This window comes from Escherichia sp. WS1265, from assembly GCF_046487585.1.
GTDB classification, from domain to species: Bacteria; Pseudomonadota; Gammaproteobacteria; order Enterobacterales; family Enterobacteriaceae; genus Escherichia; species Escherichia coli.
Map to the genome: position 1 here is coordinate 1 of NZ_JBJQJE010000002.1, position 19,079 is coordinate 19,079.

16 protein-coding genes, 1 tRNA gene, 2 rRNA genes and 1 pseudogene are annotated in these 19,079 nt (G+C 49.8%); 4 read left to right on the forward strand and 16 right to left on the reverse strand.

What is annotated here, in order from left to right; all coding sequences use genetic code 11:
• Positions 1–78 precede the first annotated feature (78 nt).
• The 3 genes from rrf (ACJHX3_RS02340) to rrf (ACJHX3_RS02350) all read left to right on the forward strand — a co-directional run bounded on the left by rrf (ACJHX3_RS02340) (position 79) and on the right by rrf (ACJHX3_RS02350) (position 439).
• A 5S ribosomal RNA gene (rrf, locus tag ACJHX3_RS02340) occupies positions 79–194 on the forward strand.
• 14 nt (positions 195–208) lie between these two features.
• A tRNA-Thr gene (locus tag ACJHX3_RS02345) sits at positions 209–284 on the forward strand.
• Positions 285–323: 39 nt separating this feature from the next.
• A 5S ribosomal RNA gene (gene rrf / locus ACJHX3_RS02350) occupies positions 324–439 on the forward strand.
• A gap of 230 nt (positions 440–669) precedes the next feature.
• Here rrf (ACJHX3_RS02350) and ACJHX3_RS02355 read toward each other — a convergent pair.
• The 7 genes from ACJHX3_RS02355 to acrE form a co-directional block, all read right to left on the reverse strand.
• Positions 670–1,428, reverse strand: a complete 759-nt coding sequence (locus ACJHX3_RS02355) for an amino acid ABC transporter ATP-binding protein (RefSeq protein WP_094321970.1) — start codon at positions 1,426–1,428, stop codon at positions 670–672.
• A gap of 7 nt (positions 1,429–1,435) precedes the next feature.
• The gene (locus tag ACJHX3_RS02360) at positions 1,436–2,539 is read right to left on the reverse strand and encodes an amino acid ABC transporter permease (protein WP_001309793.1); all 1,104 of its coding nucleotides are present in this window, start codon (positions 2,537–2,539) and stop codon (positions 1,436–1,438) included.
• 9 nt (positions 2,540–2,548) lie between these two features.
• Complete coding sequence (locus tag ACJHX3_RS02365) at positions 2,549–3,730, reverse strand: amino acid ABC transporter permease (protein ID WP_001389430.1); 1,182 nt, start codon at positions 3,728–3,730, stop codon at positions 2,549–2,551.
• Between the two features lie 67 nt (positions 3,731–3,797).
• A complete protein-coding gene (locus ACJHX3_RS02370) occupies positions 3,798–4,823 on the reverse strand; it encodes an amino acid ABC transporter substrate-binding protein (RefSeq protein WP_000738584.1) in 1,026 nt (341 codons plus the stop codon).
• Between the two features lie 430 nt (positions 4,824–5,253).
• On the reverse strand, positions 5,254–5,475 hold the full coding sequence (locus ACJHX3_RS02375; protein ID WP_000825639.1) for a membrane protein: 222 nt from the start codon (positions 5,473–5,475) through the stop codon (positions 5,254–5,256).
• Between the two features lie 252 nt (positions 5,476–5,727).
• Positions 5,728–8,832, reverse strand: coding sequence for a multidrug efflux RND transporter permease subunit AcrF (acrF, locus tag ACJHX3_RS02380; RefSeq protein ID WP_024046369.1), 3,105 nt, complete (start codon positions 8,830–8,832; stop codon positions 5,728–5,730).
• Positions 8,833–8,843: 11 nt separating this feature from the next.
• Positions 8,844–10,001 (reverse strand): multidrug efflux RND transporter periplasmic adaptor subunit AcrE, encoded by a 1,158-nt coding sequence (gene acrE / locus ACJHX3_RS02385; RefSeq protein ID WP_000160358.1) that lies wholly within the window; start codon positions 9,999–10,001, stop codon positions 8,844–8,846.
• A 398-nt stretch (positions 10,002–10,399) separates the two neighbouring features.
• On the opposite strand from acrE, the pseudogene acrS reads away from it, so the two are divergent.
• Positions 10,400–11,061, forward strand: a pseudogene (gene acrS / locus ACJHX3_RS02390) (multidrug efflux transporter transcriptional repressor AcrS).
• 2 nt (positions 11,062–11,063) lie between these two features.
• Here acrS and ACJHX3_RS02395 read toward each other — a convergent pair.
• The 9 genes from ACJHX3_RS02395 to accB all read right to left on the reverse strand — a co-directional run bounded on the left by ACJHX3_RS02395 (position 11,064) and on the right by accB (position 18,428).
• Complete coding sequence (locus tag ACJHX3_RS02395) at positions 11,064–11,243, reverse strand: DUF2556 family protein (RefSeq protein ID WP_001389431.1); 180 nt, start codon at positions 11,241–11,243, stop codon at positions 11,064–11,066.
• Between the two features lie 83 nt (positions 11,244–11,326).
• A complete protein-coding gene (gene yhdJ / locus ACJHX3_RS02400; RefSeq protein WP_033560578.1) occupies positions 11,327–12,211 on the reverse strand; it encodes an adenine-specific DNA-methyltransferase in 885 nt (294 codons plus the stop codon).
• Between the two features lie 85 nt (positions 12,212–12,296).
• Entirely contained in the window at positions 12,297–12,593 is a 297-nt protein-coding gene (gene fis, locus ACJHX3_RS02405) for a DNA-binding transcriptional regulator Fis (RefSeq protein ID WP_000462905.1), read from the reverse strand.
• Positions 12,594–12,618: 25 nt separating this feature from the next.
• Positions 12,619–13,584 carry a tRNA dihydrouridine synthase DusB gene (dusB, locus tag ACJHX3_RS02410; RefSeq protein WP_001219652.1) on the reverse strand — a complete coding sequence of 322 codons (966 nt, stop codon included), beginning with the start codon at positions 13,582–13,584 and terminating at the stop codon, positions 12,619–12,621.
• A gap of 328 nt (positions 13,585–13,912) precedes the next feature.
• Positions 13,913–14,794 (reverse strand): 50S ribosomal protein L11 methyltransferase, encoded by an 882-nt coding sequence (gene prmA, locus ACJHX3_RS02415; protein WP_094321972.1) that lies wholly within the window; start codon positions 14,792–14,794, stop codon positions 13,913–13,915.
• Between the two features lie 11 nt (positions 14,795–14,805).
• Positions 14,806–16,257, reverse strand: coding sequence for a sodium/pantothenate symporter (gene panF / locus ACJHX3_RS02420; RefSeq protein ID WP_001175706.1), 1,452 nt, complete (start codon positions 16,255–16,257; stop codon positions 14,806–14,808).
• Positions 16,247–16,489: a YhdT family protein gene (locus tag ACJHX3_RS02425; RefSeq protein ID WP_000381170.1), complete on the reverse strand. Its 243-nt coding sequence runs from the start codon at positions 16,487–16,489 to the stop codon at positions 16,247–16,249. Before ACJHX3_RS02425 ends, panF begins: the two co-directional genes overlap by 11 nt.
• A 108-nt stretch (positions 16,490–16,597) precedes the next feature.
• Positions 16,598–17,947, reverse strand: coding sequence for an acetyl-CoA carboxylase biotin carboxylase subunit (gene accC / locus ACJHX3_RS02430; RefSeq protein ID WP_000884639.1), 1,350 nt, complete (start codon positions 17,945–17,947; stop codon positions 16,598–16,600).
• A gap of 10 nt (positions 17,948–17,957) precedes the next feature.
• Positions 17,958–18,428, reverse strand: a complete 471-nt coding sequence (gene accB, locus ACJHX3_RS02435; protein WP_000354622.1) for an acetyl-CoA carboxylase biotin carboxyl carrier protein — start codon at positions 18,426–18,428, stop codon at positions 17,958–17,960.
• Positions 18,429–19,079: the final 651 nt, after the last annotated feature.

The following is a 19,079-nucleotide window of genomic DNA, read 5'->3' on the forward strand; positions in this document are numbered from 1 at the left end:
TTGGCGGATTGAGAGAAGATTTTCAGCCTGATACAGATTAAATCAGAACGCAGAAGCGGTCTGATGAAACAGAATTTGCCTGGCGGCCTTAGCGCGGTGGTCCCACCTGACCCCATGCCGAACTCAGAAGTGAAACGCCGTAGCGCCGATGGTAGTGTGGGGTCTCCCCATGCGAGAGTAGGGAACTGCCAGGCATCAAATTTAGCGTGCTGATATGGCTCAGTTGGTAGAGCGCACCCTTGGTAAGGGTGAGGTCCCCAGTTCGACTCTGGGTATCAGCACCACTTTTTAGGTTAAAGTTCGGCAGATTAGAAAAGAATTTGTCTGGCGGCAGTAGCGCGGTGGTCCCACCTGATCCCATGCCGAACTCAGAAGTGAAACGCCGTAGCGCCGATGGTAGTGTGGGGTCTCCCCATGCGAGAGTAGGGAACTGCCAGACATCAAATAAAACAAAAGGCTCAGTCGGAAGACTGGGCCTTTTGTTTTATTTGTTGTTTGTCGGTGAACACTCTCCCGAGTAGGACAAATCCGCCGGGAGCGGATTTGAACGTTGCGAAGCAACGGCCCGGAGGGTGGCGGGCAGGACGCCCGCCATAAACTGCCAGACATCAAATCAAGCGAAAGGCCATCCGAAAGGATGGCCTTTTTGCTTTTCGAACTAACATTCAATTAATGGATCACCTGCGATAAAAATGCCCTCGTACGCTCTGATTTAGGATGCGCAAAAAACTCATCCGGTGCAGCTTGTTCCACTATCTCCCCACGATCCATAAAAATCACCCTGTCAGCGACGGTTCGTGCAAACCCCATCTCATGTGTTACACACAACATTGTCATACCCGACTGCGCCAGCCCAATCATCGTATCCAGCACTTCTTTCACCATCTCCGGATCGAGCGCTGACGTAGGTTCATCAAATAGCATGATCTTTGGTTTCATACAAAGTGAACGTGCTATGGCAACGCGTTGCTGCTGACCACCAGAAATCTGTCCGGGAAACTTCTGGGCATGTTCGGCAATTCTCACCCGCTCAAGGTAATGCAACGCCAGATCTTCAGCCTCTTTCTTAGGCATCTTGCGTACCCAAATCGGTGCCAGGGCACAGTTCTGTAGAACGGTCAGATGAGGGAAGAGATTGAAATGCTGAAAGACCATTCCCACTTCCTGCCTGACGCGCTCAATATTGCGGATATCTTCATTAAGTTCGATGCCATCCACCACGATCCGTCCCTGTTGATGTTCTTCCAGATGATTAATACAACGAATGGTTGTCGATTTACCGGAACCAGAAGGGCCACACAGAACGATCCGTTCTCCCGGTTGCACGGTTAAATTTATATTTTTCAAAACATGGAATTGCCCATACCATTTATTGACGTTTTCCAGCGTAATCATCGCGTTAGCAGGTTGCAGTAAAATTTGGCTCATAGTGTCCTCAATGCGGTGTACGCCCGGTGTTAAAACGTTTTTCCAGATGTTGGCTATAACGTGACATGCTGAAACAGAAGATCCAGTAGATCAGTGCGGCGAAAACATACCCTTCCGTCGACATACCCAACCAGGCGGGATCAACGGTTGCCTGCTGAACGCTACTGAAAAGATCGAACAACCCGATGATGATCACCAGGCTGGTATCTTTGAAGAGTGCGATGATGGTATTTACCAGCCCAGGAATCACCAGCTTCAACGCCTGTGGCAGAATAACCAGCCCCTGGGTTTTCCAGTAACCCAACGCCAGCGACTCTGCCGCTTCATATTGCCCTTTAGGCAGCGCCTGTAATCCGCCTCGCACGACTTCCGCAACATATGCTGACTGAAACAGGATCACGCCAACCAGCGCGCGGATCAATTTGTCGATACTGGTGCCTTCTGCCATAAACAACGGCAGCATGACCGAAGACATAAACAGAACGGTAATCAGCGGTACACCGCGCCAGAACTCGATAAAAATGACCGATAAGATACGCACAATCGGCATATGGGAGCGGCGACCTAACGCCAGTAAGATCCCCCACGGCAGCGCCCCCGCAATCCCAACTGATGCAATAATTAAAGTTAGCGTCAGCCCGCCCCATTGCCGGGTTTCAACCCGCTCAAGACCAAGAAACCCGCCATACATCAGCCACCAGACAATCAGTGGGTAAATCACCGCCCATACCGCAATATAGCGACCGCGATTCGGGAGTATTTTCCAGAACATTGGTGCGATCGACACAAGCCCAATCAGTAATGCGAGGTTAATTCGCCAGCGTTGGTCGTGTGGGTAAAGCCCATACATAAACTGACCAAATCGTTCGTGGATGAAGACCCAACAGGCACCGGCTTTTGTGCAGTCGGTACGCGTTGAGCCAACCCAGTTAGCCTGCAAAAATGCCCAGTTCAGCAACGGTGGAATCAGTTCCCACATCAACCATATGCAGCCAATAGTCAGCAGGCTATTGCTCCAGCTGGAGAACAGATTTTTTCGCACCCACACCATCGCGCGGCTTGAGTTATGGCTCGCCGGGCGCGGGGGATGAGACAGCAATACTTTTGTCATCATGACTCCTTAGCGTTCAACGATCGCGATGCGGCGGTTATAGATATTCATCAGCAGCGAGATAGTCAGGCTGATAATCAGATAGACCGACATGGTCATGGCTATCGTCTCGATGGCTTGCCCCGTCTGGTTCAGCACGGTGCCAGCAAACAGCGAAACCATATCCGGATAGCCAATCGCGGCGGCAAGAGAGGAGTTTTTGACGATGTTGAGATACTGGCTGGTTAACGGCGGAATAATCACTCGCAGTGCCTGGGGAATAATGACCTGGCGTAGCGTAACCGGATTGGGTAATCCCAGTGACCGAGCCGCTTCATGTTGACCATAAGGCACTGCCTGGATCCCAGCGCGGATAATCTCGGCGATAAATGCAGAGGTATAAACCGAAAGCGCCAGCGTTAAGGCTGCCAGTTCAGGAATTAAAACCATCCCGCCACGGAAGTTAAAGCCTCGTAGGGCTGGAACATCCCAGTGTAGTGCTGCGCCAAAAAGCCATTGCGCCAGTAAAGGCAAACCTATGATCAACATAACGGCGACCGGCCAGGTTCGGCGCAATTGTCCGGTCTTTATCTGGTACGTTTTATTAAAACGGAATAGTCCAACAGAAATGGCTATAGCAATAACAACAGTCACGATAAACGCAATAAATCCGTCTCCCAGCTGCGGCGATGGAATATAAAGCCCACGATTGCTCAAAAAGGCCAGATCAAACGCACTCACTGCCTGGCGTGGTCCGGGCAAATTGCGCAACACGGCAAAGTACCAGAAGAAGATTTGCAGCAGCGGCGGAATATTACGGAAGATCTCAATATAAATTGTGGAAAGCTTTCGTAGCAGCCAGTTATCCGAAAGTCGCGCCAGACCGATAAAGAAGCCCAGAACAGAAGCGAATACAATACACAATGCAGAAACCAGTAGCGTATTGAGTAAGCCAACAATGAAAACGCGTCCGTAGGTATCACCCTGCTGGTAATCGATCAAATGCTGGACAATACCGAAGCCAGCGCCGCGATCCAGAAAGGCAAAACCTGAAGTAATGCCACGATTACTGAGATTCGTCACAGTGTTGTGAAATAGCCAACCAACAATTCCGACAACAGCAACAACGGCAAAGATCTGGAATAACCAGGCGCGAACCGTAGGGTTGGCAAAGGAGAGTGAGCCTTTAACGGTTGAGCGGCGATGAGACATAGAAACCTCGGAAAGCATAACGCTGAAGAGAGCGCCGCCGTAGCGACGCTCGTTACCTCACACCGACTTAACGCACGGGCGGCGCGTACTGAATACCGCCGTTATTCCAGAGATTATTTTGCCCACGTTTAATTTTCAGCGGGCTTTCTGAACCTACGTTACGCTCAAAAATTTCCGAGTAGTTACCCACCTGTTTGATGATGTTGTAAGCCCATTTATTATCCAGCTTCAGATCCTTGCCGTAATCGCCCTCTTTACCCAGCAGATGTGCCATATCGGGCGTTGCTGGATTAGCCGCTTTTTCATCGACGTTTTGCGAGTTAACGCCCATCTCTTCAGCATTCAGCATGGCGAAAAGCGTCCAGCGTACAATTGAGAACCATTCATCATCGCCACGACGAACTACCGGCCCAAGCGGTTCTTTAGAGATAACTTCCGGTAAGACAATCCATTCAGCTGGGTTGCTTAATTTGATGCGCAGGGCATACAGTTGTGATTGATCCGAGGCCAACGTATCGCAGCGACCAGATTCCAGTGCCTTCGCTGATTCGTCAGAGCGATCGAAAGTCACTGGTGTGTACTTCATATTGTTTGCCTTGAAGTAATCAGCAACATTGAGTTCGGTATCAGTACCCGCCTGAATACAGACGGTAGCGCCATCCAGTTCTTTCGCGCTTTTTAGCCCCGCTTTATCGTGCGTCAGGAAGCCAATGCCGTCGTAATAAGTGACGCCAGTAAATGCCATTCCCATCCCGGCATCGCGAGATGAAGTCCAGGTCGTATTACGGGAGAGCAAATCCACCTCCCCTGACTGTAAAGCCGTGAAGCGTTCTTTTGCAGTGAGCGGGGTATATTTCACTTTCGTGTCGTCACCAAATACAGCTGCCGCAACACCACGACAAACATCTACATCAATACCTGAAAACTTACCGTCAGCATCGGCATAAGAGAACCCAGGTAATCCATCACTGATCCCGCATTGCACAAAACCTTTTTTCTGAACGGCATCAAGCGTCGCGCCAGCATGCGCCTGATTTGCAACGGCAAGCAGCACGCTGGCGGCAGCCAGTGTGGCTATCATCATCTTTTTCATAATGCTTCCTGTGAGGCGAAAATTATCGTTATAGGACGTTTGGGAAACGTCTTTTACCTGTCTGTGGCCATCCTCTTATAAGCAAAAGTAGTGCCAGTTTTTGCGCACGATTTCGCGTCGCAATAAGCTGAGTGTAGACAGGAAATAATAAAAACAGCGCCCCGCAATGGTGCGAAAATGAAACATGCGCCACATTTTGGCGCAAAATATTTACGCGTTTTTTACTAAGCAGAATAATGATTGTTAGCGTGAGTATAATTCTGGTGTGAAGTGTGAAAATTAAATTGATGCGTTATTTCGAAAGCAGCGAAATAACGCGATATAACATGCTAAATCAGCAGGGAATTAGCCAGCAGAATATAGCAATATTTTATCTTATGGTGAGATACTGTATCGTTAAACAGAGCGCGGTACTCCGCGCTCTGTTCAGTTATTTCGACAGCGCGATGATCCCCATCGTCAGGCCAGCAACAGCTGCTGCCCCGCCAGCAATAGCCCCAGCCGTTTCCCAGTTATCCTGAGTCGTGCCTTTCATACAGGTATTAGTGTGAACCAGTCGACCCTGATCGTCATAAACCGGAACGCAGGGCGAATCGTGAGCACAGCCCGCCAGCAATGCGGTGAGCAATGCCACAGGAATTAATCTTTTCATGGTGTTACCTCAGTAATAAACGCTAACGCTTAATAAGTTAACTCTCTTATTAACGAGCTGAATGCCATTTTATCACTGGAGGTTATAAATCTTGCGGAATGAATAATGACAAATTATGTGAATTGTAAAAATAGTGAAGGGAGCGGGAACTATAGAAAGTTTTTAAAAAGTGAGTAGAGGAATATCTTATTAATTTTTATGGGTTTCACTGGAAATAATAAAGGCACCCGAAAGTGCCTTTATGTTTCTGATTTATCCTTTAAAGCAACGGCGGATCACCACAAAGAACACCGGCACGAAGAAGATTGCCAGCAACGTTGCAGAAACCATCCCGCCCATTACCCCGATACCCACTGCGTTCTGCGCGCCACTGCCGGCACCGTTACTGATAGCTAGCGGTAATACGCCGAGAATAAAGGCGAGAGAGGTCATCAGGATAGGACGCAGACGCATACGTACTGCCATCAGTGTCGCTTCAACAACACCTTTACCCTCTTTCTCCATGAGATCTTTAGCGAACTCAACAATCAAAATAGCGTTTTTAGCCGACAAGCCAATTGTCGTTAGCAAGCCCACCATAAAGTAGACGTCATTTTTTTGATTAAAGAGTGTCGCCGCCAGTAGCACGCCGACAATCCCTAACGGCACGACCAACATAACCGAGACAGGAATTGACCAGCTTTCATAGAGTGCAGCAAGGCACAGGAAAACAACCACAAAGGAAATTGCTACCAGAGCGGGAGCCTGGTTTCCCGATAAGCGTTCCTGATATGACATACCCGTCCAGTCATAACCAATGCCAGCTGGTAATTGTGATGCAAGGTTTTCCATCAACGCCATGGCATCGCCGGAACTGGTTCCTGGCGCGGCTTCCCCCTGAATCTCCATTGACGGCAGACCGTTGTAGCGCTCCAGTCGCGGAGAGCCATACACCCAATGTGCAGTGGTAAAGGCCGAGAATGGCACCATTTCGCCGTTGGCGCTGCGGACATAAAGTTTATCGACATCTTCTGGCAGCATACGGAATTTGGCATCCGCCTGAACATACACCTTTTTCACGCGACCACGGTCAATGAAGTCGTTAACGTAAGTCCCACCCAACGCCGTTGAAATGGTCTGATTGATGTCAGAAAGTGAAACACCTAATGCCTGCGCCTTTTCCTGGTCAACTTCCAGTTTAAACTGCGCGGTGTCTTCCAGACCATTAGGACGCACGCTGACTAAGCTGGCAGGATGTTGCGCCGCCATGCCAAGCAACTGGTTACGGGCCTGGGTCAGGGCATCATGACCCAGCCCAGCCTGATCAATTAACTCAAAGTCGAAACCCGTTGCCGTGCCCAGTTCAACAATGGCTGGCATATTGAATGGAATGACAAAACCGTCGCGGATCTTGCCCAATTCCATTTTGGCACGATGGATTACCGCTTCCGCACTGTTTTCGTCACCGCTACGCTCTTCCCACGGTTTCAGACTGACGAAAGCCATACCGGCGTTTTGTGCCTGGCCGCTGAAGCTAAAGCCGTTAACCGTAAAGACACTTTCTACGTTCGCTTTCTCGTTCTTCAGATAGTAATCCGTCACTTGATCCAACACTTTTTGCGTTCGCTCTTGCGTCGCGCCAGCGGGTAACTGAATCATAGTCAGAAAGACACCCTGATCCTCTTCAGGTAAGAAGGAAGACGGAAGACGTAAAAACAACACCACCATTCCAGCAACAATTAGTGCATAGATCAGTAAATATCGTCCTGTGGAACCGAGGATTTTGCCGACGCTGTTGGTGTAGTGGTTAACGCTATGATCGAAGGTGGTATTAAACCAGCCGAAGAAACCGCCCTTATTTTCGTGATGCTCAGCAGAGACGGGTTTGAGCAGTGTTGCACATAACGCTGGGGTAAGAATCAATGCCACCAGAACAGAAAGCGCCATTGCCGAAACGATGGTGATAGAGAACTGGCGGTAAATTGCCCCAGTAGAACCGCCGAAGAATGCCATTGGAATAAATACCGCTGACAGCACCATCGCGATACCCACCAGTGCGCCCTGGATTTGCGACATTGATTTTTCCGTCGCTTCTTTTGGCGGGAGCTTATCCTCCATCATCACGCGCTCGACGTTCTCCACCACCACTATCGCATCATCGACGAGCAGCCCGATGGCAAGCACCATCCCGAACATCGTTAGTGTGTTGATGGAGTAACCAAAAGCGGCGAGGATGGCAAACGTCCCTAACAACACCACGGGTACCGCAATGGTGGGGATCAGCGTTGCTCGCATATTCTGCAAGAACAGATACATCACCAGGAACACCAGCATAATGGCTTCGAACAGCGTTTTTACCACTTCGTGAATAGAAAGCTGGACGAATGGTGTGGTGTCATAAGGGTAGAGAACCTTCATTCCCTGCGGGAAGAATGGCTGTAATTCCGCCAGTTTTGCCTTAATGGCTTTCGCGGTATCGAGAGCATTCGCGCCGGTTGCCAGCTTAATCCCCAGGCCCGCCGCCGGTTTACCGTTGATGCGAGCGATAACGTTATAGTTTTCACCGCCAAGTTCAACCCGTGCGACATCTTTCAGGCGTACCACCGAGCCGTCACTGTTTACGCGCAAGGTCACTTTGCCGAATTCTTCCGGATTTTTTAACCGCGTCTGAGCAATAATCGAGGCGTTCAACTGTTGCCCTGGTAACGCTGGCGTTCCGCCCAACTGTCCGGCAGCGATCTGATCGTTCTGTACCTTCAACTGGTTAATCACATCAACCGGCGTCAGTTTATATTTGTTTAGCAGATCGGCGTCCAACCAGATACGCATCGCATACTGTGCGCCGAAAAGCTGTACGTCACCGACGCCATTCAGACGGCTAAGCGTATCTTTAACGTTAGAGGCCACATAGTCCGATATATCGTCCTGTGTGGTGCCTGGGTTATCAGAGACAAAGCCCGCCACCATCAAATAGCTGCTACTGGACTTTTCAACACTGATCCCCTGCTGCTGAACCTCCTGCGGCAGCAACGGCATGGCGAGCTGGAGTTTGTTCTGCACCTGCACTTGCGCGATATCTGGATCGGTCCCGGACTGGAAGGTAAGGGTAATTGTCACGCTACCGGCGGAATCGCTGGTGGAGGACATATACATCAGGTTATCGATACCGTTCATATTCTGTTCGATAACCTGCGTCACCGTATCCTGCACGGTCTGCGCATCAGCGCCCGGATAGTTTGCTGAAACAGAAACCGCAGGCGGTGCAATGGTTGGATACTGAGCGACGGGCAATTGTAGGATCGCCAGTGCGCCCGCCATCATCAGAATAATGGCCAGCACCCATGCAAATATCGGTCGTCGAATAAAAAAGTTTGCCATGTCAGATTGCCTTACTTCGATGCAGAATCTGCGGGGGTATCGGTAGTGGCTTTAACCTGCTCTCCCGGACGCGCTTTTTGCAGGCCGCTGACAATGACTTGATCGCCAGATTTCAGCCCTTCGCTAATCAACCATTTATCGCCAATCGCCTGGCTGGCAACGACAGGGCGCGCTTCAACCTGACTTTTATCGTTAACAATCAGCACGGTTGCATCACCACGCGGTGTGCGGCTAACGCCTTGTTGCGGGATAAGAATGGCATCAGATTGGACGCCTTCATCAATCCGTGCGCGCACAAACATACCAGGTAAAAGCGTATGTTGCGGGTTAGGGAAGACGGCACGTAGGGTTATGGAGCCGGTGCTTTCATCAACGGTAACATCGGAGAATTGAAGAGTACCTTTCAGGGGATAGGTTTGACCGTTCTCCATGACCAACTCTACGTTGCTGGCGGCGTTTTCCTTATGCAGATTTCCTTGCTCTACGGATTGCTTCAGCCTCATAAAATCGTTGCTGGATTGGGTCACATCAACGTAGATAGGATCGAGCTGCTGGACAGTCGCCAGTTCGGTCGTTTGCCCATTAGTGACAAGAGCGCCTTCGGTCACAGTCGATTTGCCGATACGTCCACTAATTGGCGCAGTCACTTTGGTATAAGCGAGATTGATGCGAGCGCTTTCGACCGTGGCTTTTGCGGCAATCACGGCGGCATCGGCCTGGCGAGCATCAGCAATGGCCTGGTCGTACTCCTGCTGACTGATGTATTTCGTACCCACGAGCGGAACGTAACGTTTTACCGTCAAATGCGCGATGGCGGCGGCGGCTTCACTTTTCGCCAGTTCGCCTTTCGCGCTGTCATAACTTGCCTGATAGGTCGCGGGATCGATCTGGTACAGAGACTGGCCTGCTTGCACATCGCTGCCTTCAGTGAAATTGCGACTCAGTACGATCCCGCTAACCTGTGGGCGAACTTCGGCTATACGGTAAGCATTGGTGCGGCCTGGTAATTCAGTCTTAACTTCTAACGGGGCCGTTTTCACAATATGAACGGTAACCTGCGGTTCACCGACGTGAGCTTTCTCTTCTCCCTTATCGTTACAACCGGCGATTAAAGCCGCGGAGATCAGAATAAAGGAGGGCAGGAGGAAAAACCTGGCATGTTTCGTCATTACTATTCCTCAAAAAACCAAAAGCGCGTTATTTACCCAAAAAGGCAACGCGTTAACTCGCAGAAAGAAAAATACAGTTCGCTATCCTACAAATTATCATTCGTCGATGTAAGGAATAGTTATGAATACTGGCGTCTCAAGGCATATAAACACAAAAAAAGATTAATATTCTACTGTTTTATTTTGACGCGGGTTGAAAGAGGTAGAATCAAATCCTCGTAAATTGAAATATATATTTATAGAGTGAATGTATTTTAAGTAAATAATAAGTGTTATTTATTTGACGATTTATAGTAACTCAATATTAGCCTCTCGTATAAATACACATTAGGTGATAGATTAACCTTCGCTATTTTCTCATCCTGTGTCGAATATATTTATTTCCTGAATAATTAATCATGGCAAAAAGAACCAAAGCTGAAGCCCTGAAGACCCGGCAAGAACTGATTGAAACTGCCATCGCCCAGTTTGCGCAGCATGGCGTAAGCAAGACGACGCTCAACGACATTGCCGACGCCGCTAACGTTACGCGTGGCGCTATCTACTGGCACTTCGAGAACAAGACCCAACTGTTTAATGAGATGTGGTTGCAACAGCCTTCTTGCGGGAGTTAATCCAGGATCACTTGACTGCTGGGTTAGAGCATGACCCGTTTCAGCAATTGCGTGAAAAATTGATTGTTGGCTTGCAATATATTGCCAAAATTCCCCGCCAGCAGGCGTTGCTGAAAATCTTATATCACAAATGTGAATTTAATGATGAGATGCTGGCAGAGGGAGTGATACGCGAAAAGATGGGTTTTAATCCGCAGACTCTCCGCGAAGTATTGCAGGCATGTCAGCAACAAGGTTGTATAGCAAATAATCTCGATTTAGATGTTGTGATGATTATTATTGATGGTGCCTTCAGCGGAATTGTTCAAAACTGGTTAATGAATATGGCGGGTTATGATCTTTATAAACAAGCACCCGCACTGGTCGATAACGTATTAAGAATGTTCATGCCAGATGAAAACATAACGAAATTAATTCATCAAGCGAATGAATTAAGTGTCATATAAATTCACATTCTGTCCTGAAAATCCAGTTCGTCACAGTTAACCAGTTTTAGTGGATTAACTGAGTTCATATTGCGGCATTTGTCTGTTTCTGTTGCCAGCAGTTCAATCCACTGCATCAGTAAAGTATCAAACAGAAAAACGAAGACAGCGAAAACGACGAGCCACCAATACTTGCGAATCATTACCTGAGCCTGTGCATGTTTAACCAAGTCTGGCAGGAAATATACACGAAATGAATAATCTGAAAACCAGGCTTACACTTCCTTTACTTTGCAATGAGATCGGGGTCAACTTCGCTTAACCTGCTTCGTTTTGACAGGTTGCCGGTCTTTCTTTTTTTCACTTTCGCCAGTTCTTCCGCAGAGTAATGCGACGTGACATCCAGCCGTCGAAGCCCCATTTTGATGTACTCGCTGTTGATCTCAATACCAATGAATTTTCGCCCGCTGGCGACGGCTACGGCACCGGTAGTAAAGCTACCGGCAAACGGGTCGAGAACGATATCGCCTGGGTTGGAAGAGGCGAGAATAATACGTTTCAGTAAGGCTTCCGGTTTTTGTGTCGGGTGGTTTTCATATTCATCCATCAAATAACGCACGCGCGGAAAATCCCAGACGTTACCCGGTACTTTTTGATGATTGTAAGGCTGTGGAGGATTTTTGCGATAATCGATCAACGCGCGCTGCGATCCGGTTTTGGCTTCTACCAGAATAGCATCACCGTTGAATGTGTAGTTCTTTGCGTCTTTCACCATCATCAGGATGGGTTCGTACATGGAGCCGTAGTGTTTTTTCGCCTGCACTCCAGAACTGTCATATGACCAGACGATGCGACTTTTGATGGTAAAAAGCTTGCGGCACTGGAGATCGATAAAGGGCATGTTTTCCGTGCTGTTCATGATGTACATGCTGCCCTGCTTTTTCAGAACGCGGTGGCACTCTGCAATCACTTCAAACAGCCAGTCGATAAACAGATCTTCTTTCCAGGCTTCGATCAGACCATCAAAATTTTTACCGATGTTATACGGTGGGTCGGCAAAGATCAGATCGACACTTTCAGTAGGTAGCTTTTTAAGTTCGGCAAGCGCATCACCGTGAATAATGGTCTTAGCTTCATTACCAAACCGGGTCGGTTCACATCCTGTTCTCATGGTCACTCCCTTTGTGACACCTATAAAAAAGGCGCTTCCCCATGCCGAGTAGCGCCTTTTTAATCAAGCATTTAGCTAACCTGAATTAGTTCATGCCGTATTTTTTCAATTTTTTACGCAGCGTACCACGGTTGATGCCCATCATCAGCGCAGCACGGGTCTGGTTACCACGGGTGTATTGCATCACCATGTCCAACAGGGGCTGTTCTACTTCAGCCAGTACCAGCTCATAGAGGTCATTCACATCCTGACCATTCAGTTGAGCAAAATAGTTCTTCAGTGCCTGTTTAACCGAGTCACGCAGGGGTTTTTGGGTTACCTGATCCTGAGAGTTAACGGTAGAAACGGTCAGTACGTCAGAATTTACGCGTTGTTCGAACATAGTTCTGTCAGCTCTTTATTTCTGTTTACGCAAAATTTTCGAAGTATGCCTCCAACGCCTCCAGCTGTTCGCTGGCATCCTCAATGGCGTTGAATGTGCGCCGAAACTGGTCATTTGGAGCGTGTTCCTGGAGATACCAGGAAACGTGTTTACGTGCAATTCGGTACCCTTTTGCCGGACCATAAAAGTCATGCAGTTCCCGAACGTGCGCGCAAAGCAAGCGCTTAACCTCTGCCAAAGGCAGCGGGGGCAGCAACTCCCCAGTGTCCAGATAATGCTGGATTTCCCGAAAGATCCAGGGTCTTCCCTGAGCTGCGCGGCCTATCATCAGGGCATCCGCCCCTGTATAGTCGAGCACAGCTCTGGCTTTAAGCGGGTCAGTAATGTCGCCATTCGCGATAACCGGAATGGAAACTTTCTGCTTAACTGCCCGAATACTGTCGTACTCAGCTTCTCCATTGAACAAACAGGCGCGTGTACGGCCATGAATGGTCAGAGCCTGAATGCCACAGTCTTCAGCCAGTTGGGCAATCTCTTCGCAGTTACGGTGTTCCGGTGCCCAGCCAGTGCGAATTTTCAGGGTAACAGGAACGTCCACTGCATTGACGACCTCGGTAAGGATCGATTTAACGACATCCGGGTACTGCAAGAGGGCTGAACCTGCGAGCTTGCGATTCACTTTTTTAGCCGGGCAACCCATATTGATATCAATAATCTGGGCACCGCTTTCCACGTTAATACGTGCTGCATCTGCCATTTCTTTCGGATCGCTACCAGCAATTTGCACGGTGCGAATACCGGGTTCATCAATGTGCACCATCCGTAAACGAGATTTGTCGCTTTCCCAAACCTGTGGGTTAGAAGACATCATCTCGGATACTGTCAATCCGGCTCCCATCTCGTAGCACAACGTCCGAAAAGGTCTGTCTGTAATGCCAGCCATGGGCGCTGCGATCAGGCGATTTCTGAGCTGATATTGTCCGATGCGCATGAGTTAAGAAATGACCATACTGTGACTGCAAGGCGGCGTATATTACGCATTTTTTGCACGAGATGAAAGGCCAAACTTTGACCAATCCTCTGAGATGGATCAAAGAATTGCATTTAAAATGAGCGTGGCGCGATAATTACTCATAAAAATCATCATATTAGAAAATGTTGACTAAAATTTACACTCAAAGAAATTTGAGTAAGTTCTCAATTTTTCTTTATGAATGAAAATTTTGGCACGCAAATTTGCGTAAATAATCGGCAAATTAACGTGCCTTTTGTGACATCGCTCGCACTTCGCTCTGCGTCGCCATACGGCGATGCGAAGGTTAATTCTTACGACCGGTAATGCGGCACCACTCTTCTTTTTCCACGACCGGGTCCAGAGCGAAGCTGTCGGCATAAGCTTCGCAAACGCTCTCTGCCTGGCTTGCCAGAATACCGGAAAGGCCCAGCAAACCGCCTGAAACTGGCAGGACGCTGATTAACGGTGCCAGTTCACGTAATGGGCCTGCAAGGATGTTAGCGACCACCACGTCGGCTTTCATTTCTTCTGGCTGATCTTTCGGTAAGTAGAGTTCCAGACGATCAGAAACGCCATTACGTTCGGCGTTATCGTGGCTGGCCTGGATCGCCTGCGGATCGATATCAATACCAATGGCTTTTGCTGCACCCAGTTTCAGCGCCGCGATAGCCAGAATGCCGGAACCACAGCCAAAGTCGATGACTGTTTTATCGGTTAAATCGAGGCTGTCGAGCCATTGCAGGCACAGAGAGGTAGTTGGATGGGTACCCGTACCAAACGCCAGCCCAGGGTCTAACATCACGTTGACGGCGTTTTCGTCCGGCACATCACGCCAGCTTGGGCAGATCCACAGTCGTTCACCAAAGCGCATCGGGTGGAAATTATCCATCCATTCGCGCTCCCAGTCTTTATCTTCCAGTTGTTCGATTTTATGCGCGAAGCCTGCGCCGAGCAGCGGATGGTTTTCCAGAATCGCCACCACGTCGTTCATATCGGTTTCAGCATCGAACAGACCAATCACATCGGTGTCGCCCCACAGGCGCGTTTCGCCCGGCAGCGGCTCAAATACAGGCGTATCGTGGGTATCCTGAAAAGTGATAGAAACGGCACCCGCTTCCATCAGCGCATCGCTAAGATCTTCCGCGTTCGCGCCGGTAGTGTTCAGTTTCAGTTGGATCCAAGGCATGGCAAAACTCTTTATTTATCAGTAGTCAAAACGGTAGCTTGCGGGACGGGTGTACCGAAACGGTTTCCGACCAGGAAAGCCAGCAAACTTAGTAGTAACGAGGGCACGATAGGGTGGAAGCCCAGGTACTGAATATTCAGCGTCGCGAGTACGGCATACAGTACGCCGCCAACGATCATCGCACTTAGCGCGCCTTTGGCGTTGGCGCGTTCCCAGTAAAGACCCAGCACCAGCGGCCACAGGAAAACGGCTTCCAGCCCACCGAAGGCCAGCAAATTCAGCCAGATGATCATTTCTGGCGGCTTCCAGGCGGCAAGCAGCAGCAACGCACCGAGAACTAACGTAATTACCGCCGACATCCGCTTCAGACGCGTCTCATTTTGCATTTGATCCGGACGGATATTCAGATAGAGATCTTTAATGATCGTAGCGGAACTTTGCAGCAACTGGGCATTGATCGTCGACATGATCGCAGCCATAGGTGCAGCCAGGAAGATCCCGGCAGCAAACGGTGGCAACACTTTTACCATTAACGTCGGGATCACCAGGTCCGGTACGGTGAGATCGGGGATCACCGCCCGACCTAACGCTCCGGCCAGGTGCATACCGAACATCAGGATTGCGACCACAATCGTACCGATGATGATCCCCCGATGTACGGCTTTGCTGTCTTTATAAGAGATACAGCGCACCGCAGTATGCGGCAGGCCAATCACGCCAAAGCACACCAGTACCCAGAACGACGTCATAAAGGCAGGCGACAGAATATCGTCAGCGCCTTGTGGCGTAACCAGTTGCGGATCGATGGTTTGCAACGTCTCTACTGCGTTGCTTAAGCCACCTGCGGCATGTACCACGCCAATAAGCAGCACAATGGTGCCAATCAGCATCACCAGCCCTTGCATAGTGTCGTTCAGCACGCTGGCGCGAAAGCCACCAAAGGCGGTATACAACGCAATGCTGATACCGAAAATCAGCAGCCCGGTTTCATAAGGAATACCCGCCGCGGTTTCCAGCAGGCGCGCGCCGCCGATAAACTGCACGGTCATCGCGCCAATAAACGCGACCAGCAAACTCAAACTCGCCAGCCACACCAAAAGACGACTCTGGTAGCGGGCAAACAGCATGTCGTTCAGTGTCACCGCATTGTAGCGGCGCGCAAGAATCGCGAACTTCTTGCCGAGAATACCAAGCGAAAGCCAGACCGCAGGAAGCTGAATCATCGCCAGTAATACCCAACCCAGGCCGTATTTATAAGCAGCTCCAGGCCCGCCGATAAACGAACTGGCACTGATATAGGTCGCGGTGAGCGTCATCGCCAGCACAATACCGCCCATAGAGCGGCTGCCGAGGAAATACTCATTAAGGAAGGTGCCGGTGCTCCGTTTACGCATCGCATAAACAGAGATACCGAACACCACCACCAGATAGGCGACCAGCGGTAGAATCACTTCAAGCTGCATCGTCATCCTCCAGTGGGATATCGCGATAGATAAATTTCACCATCGCCCAGCACAGTCCAATAAATAGCAGCGGCGTCAGGATGCAGGCCATCTCAAACCAGCGCGGAAAGCCGGTAAAACCGGGGGCAACGCCAGGTAAGTAAGCGGCTACTAACCATACCGCCAGATACAAAAGGGTCAGCCCCAGCGCCCAGCGCGCCTCTTTATGGGCCTGAACAAAACGAGTGTCCATTTTTTGTCCCTGATGGGTGAAGAAAGCGGGGATTGTACCTTATGGGGGTTGTCGATCCCCAGTAATAAAAAAGGCCGGAAAATCCGGCCTTTTGACGCTTTTGCAGTCTTATTTTTCCTGAAGACCGAGTTTTTTCTCCAGATAGTGGATGTTAGTGCCACCATGCTGGAAGTTCTCGTCATTCATGATGCGGATCTGCAGATCAACGTTGGTTTTGATACCGTCGATGATCAGCTCCTGCAGCGCATTCTTCATGCGGGCAATCGCCACGTCACGGTTTTCACCGTAGCAAATCAGCTTACCGATCATTGAGTCATAGTACGGCGGTACGGTGTAGCCCGCGTAGATATGAGACTCCCAACGTACGCCAAAACCGCCAGGTGCGTGGAAACGGGTGATTTTGCCCGGACTTGGCAGGAAGGTGTTCGGATCTTCGGCGTTGATACGACATTCCACCGCATGGCCGCGAACGTGAACTTCTTCTTGCTTTATCGACAGCGGTTGACCGGCAGCGATACGCAGCTGTTCTTTGATCAGGTCAACGCCGGTGATCATTTCAGTAACCGGGTGTTCTACCTGAATACGGGTGTTCATTTCGATGAAATAGAACTCGCCGTTTTCGAACAGGAACTCGAAAGTACCTGCACCGCGATAGCCGATATCAACACACGCTTTAGCGCAACGTTCGCCGATGTAGCGACGCAGTTCCGGGGTAATGCCCGGTGCTGGTGCTTCTTCGACCACTTTCTGGTGGCGGCGCTGCATGGAGCAGTCACGTTCCGCCAGATAGATAGCGTTGCCCTGACCGTCAGCCAGTACCTGAATCTCGACGTGGCGAGGATTTTCCAGGTATTTCTCCATGTAAACCATATCGTTGCTGAAAGCAGCTTTCGCTTCCGCACGGGTCATGGAGATGGATTGTGCCAGTTCAGCGTCGCCGCGCACTACGCGCATACCGCGACCGCCGCCGCCGCCGGAGGCTTTGATAATTACCGGATAACCAATGCGTTTAGCAATGGCGCGGTTTTTATCCATATCGTCGCCCAGCGGGCCGTCAGAACCCGGTACGCAAGGAACGCCCGCTTTTTTCATCGCCGCGATTGCGGATACTTTGTCGCCCATCAGGCGAATGGTTTCTGCTTTCGGGCCGATGAAGATAAAGCCGGAGCGCTCAACCTGCTCGGCAAAGTTGGCGTTTTCGGAGAGGAAGCCGTAGCCCGGATGGATTGCTACTGCGCCGGTGATTTCAGCGGCGCTGATGATTGCCGGGATGTTCAGATAACTTTTTACTGATGGAGCAGGGCCGATACAGACCGTTTCATCTGCCAGTAATACGTGTTTTAGATCGCGATCCGCGCTGGAGTGCACAGCGACAGTCTTGATGCCCAGTTCTTTACAGGCACGAAGAATACGCAATGCAATCTCGCCGCGGTTGGCAATAACAATTTTATCCAGCATGTTCGCCTCGTTACTCGATGACGACCAGCGGCTCGTCAAATTCTACCGGTTGTCCACTTTCGACCAGAATTGCTTTCACGGTACCGGATTTGTCCGCTTCGATCTGGTTCATCATTTTCATGGCTTCAACGATGCACAGGGTATCGCCCACGTTGACTTTCTGACCCACTTCGATGAACGCTTTCGCGTCCGGGCTTGGGGTGCGGTAGAAAGTACCAACCATCGGGGAACGTACGATGTGACCACTGATTTCCGCTGCTGCTGGCGCTTCCATTGAAGGAACGGTCGCCGGAGCGGCTGCGTTAGATTGAGCTGGCTGCTGCATCATTGGTGCAGCGTAAGCTTGTTGCATCACAGGGAAACTTGCGGCAGGAGCTGCACGGCTAATGCGTACTGACTCTTCGCCTTCAGAAATTTCCAGTTCGGAGATGCCTGATTCTTCAACCAGCTCGATCAGTTTTTTAATCTTACGAATATCCATGAGTGGGTTCCGTACTCTTTGTTTAGTGTGATTGTGACAGGCGTTTCACCGCCGTCTGTAAAGCGTATGCCCCGACAGCTGTATGCATAGCGATAAATTCCAGCAGGCCGGGACGCCGGTCTATTTTGCCCCAGAGTGTCAATGTTAGACTTGACGGACATTGTGCAGCGATCTGCTGCTATCCTCCGGCAAAAAACAAAATATACCTTCGTTGCGCCAATGTCACCTTTTCCGCAGCGCAAAAACTGCGTCAGGGAGGACGAGGTCGCACATTATAACGATTTCGTAGCAATTGGCAGCTAAATACTGGTCTTATCAGGGAAGATAATCAACAGCTAACATGTAAATAACCTTCAACACCGTGTAATTTGCAACAAGCCGCACAATTCACGAAATTAGCGCCATCATCGACGGAACTTCTTATAACGTAAGGCTAAAAGCTGTAAAGCCAGCCCTGCGAAGATGAGGGGCTGCAATGAGATAATCTTCACAGACCACAAATAATGTAGGGATGCCAGGATCGCGACAAGATAGACGACATTACGCAGCGGTTGCTGGGGATTACGCAATTTTCACTTCATCGTCTGGATAGATGTGAATGCTAAAGCACGCAAAATCAACCGTCTGACAATGCTCAGCATCAAATACGTT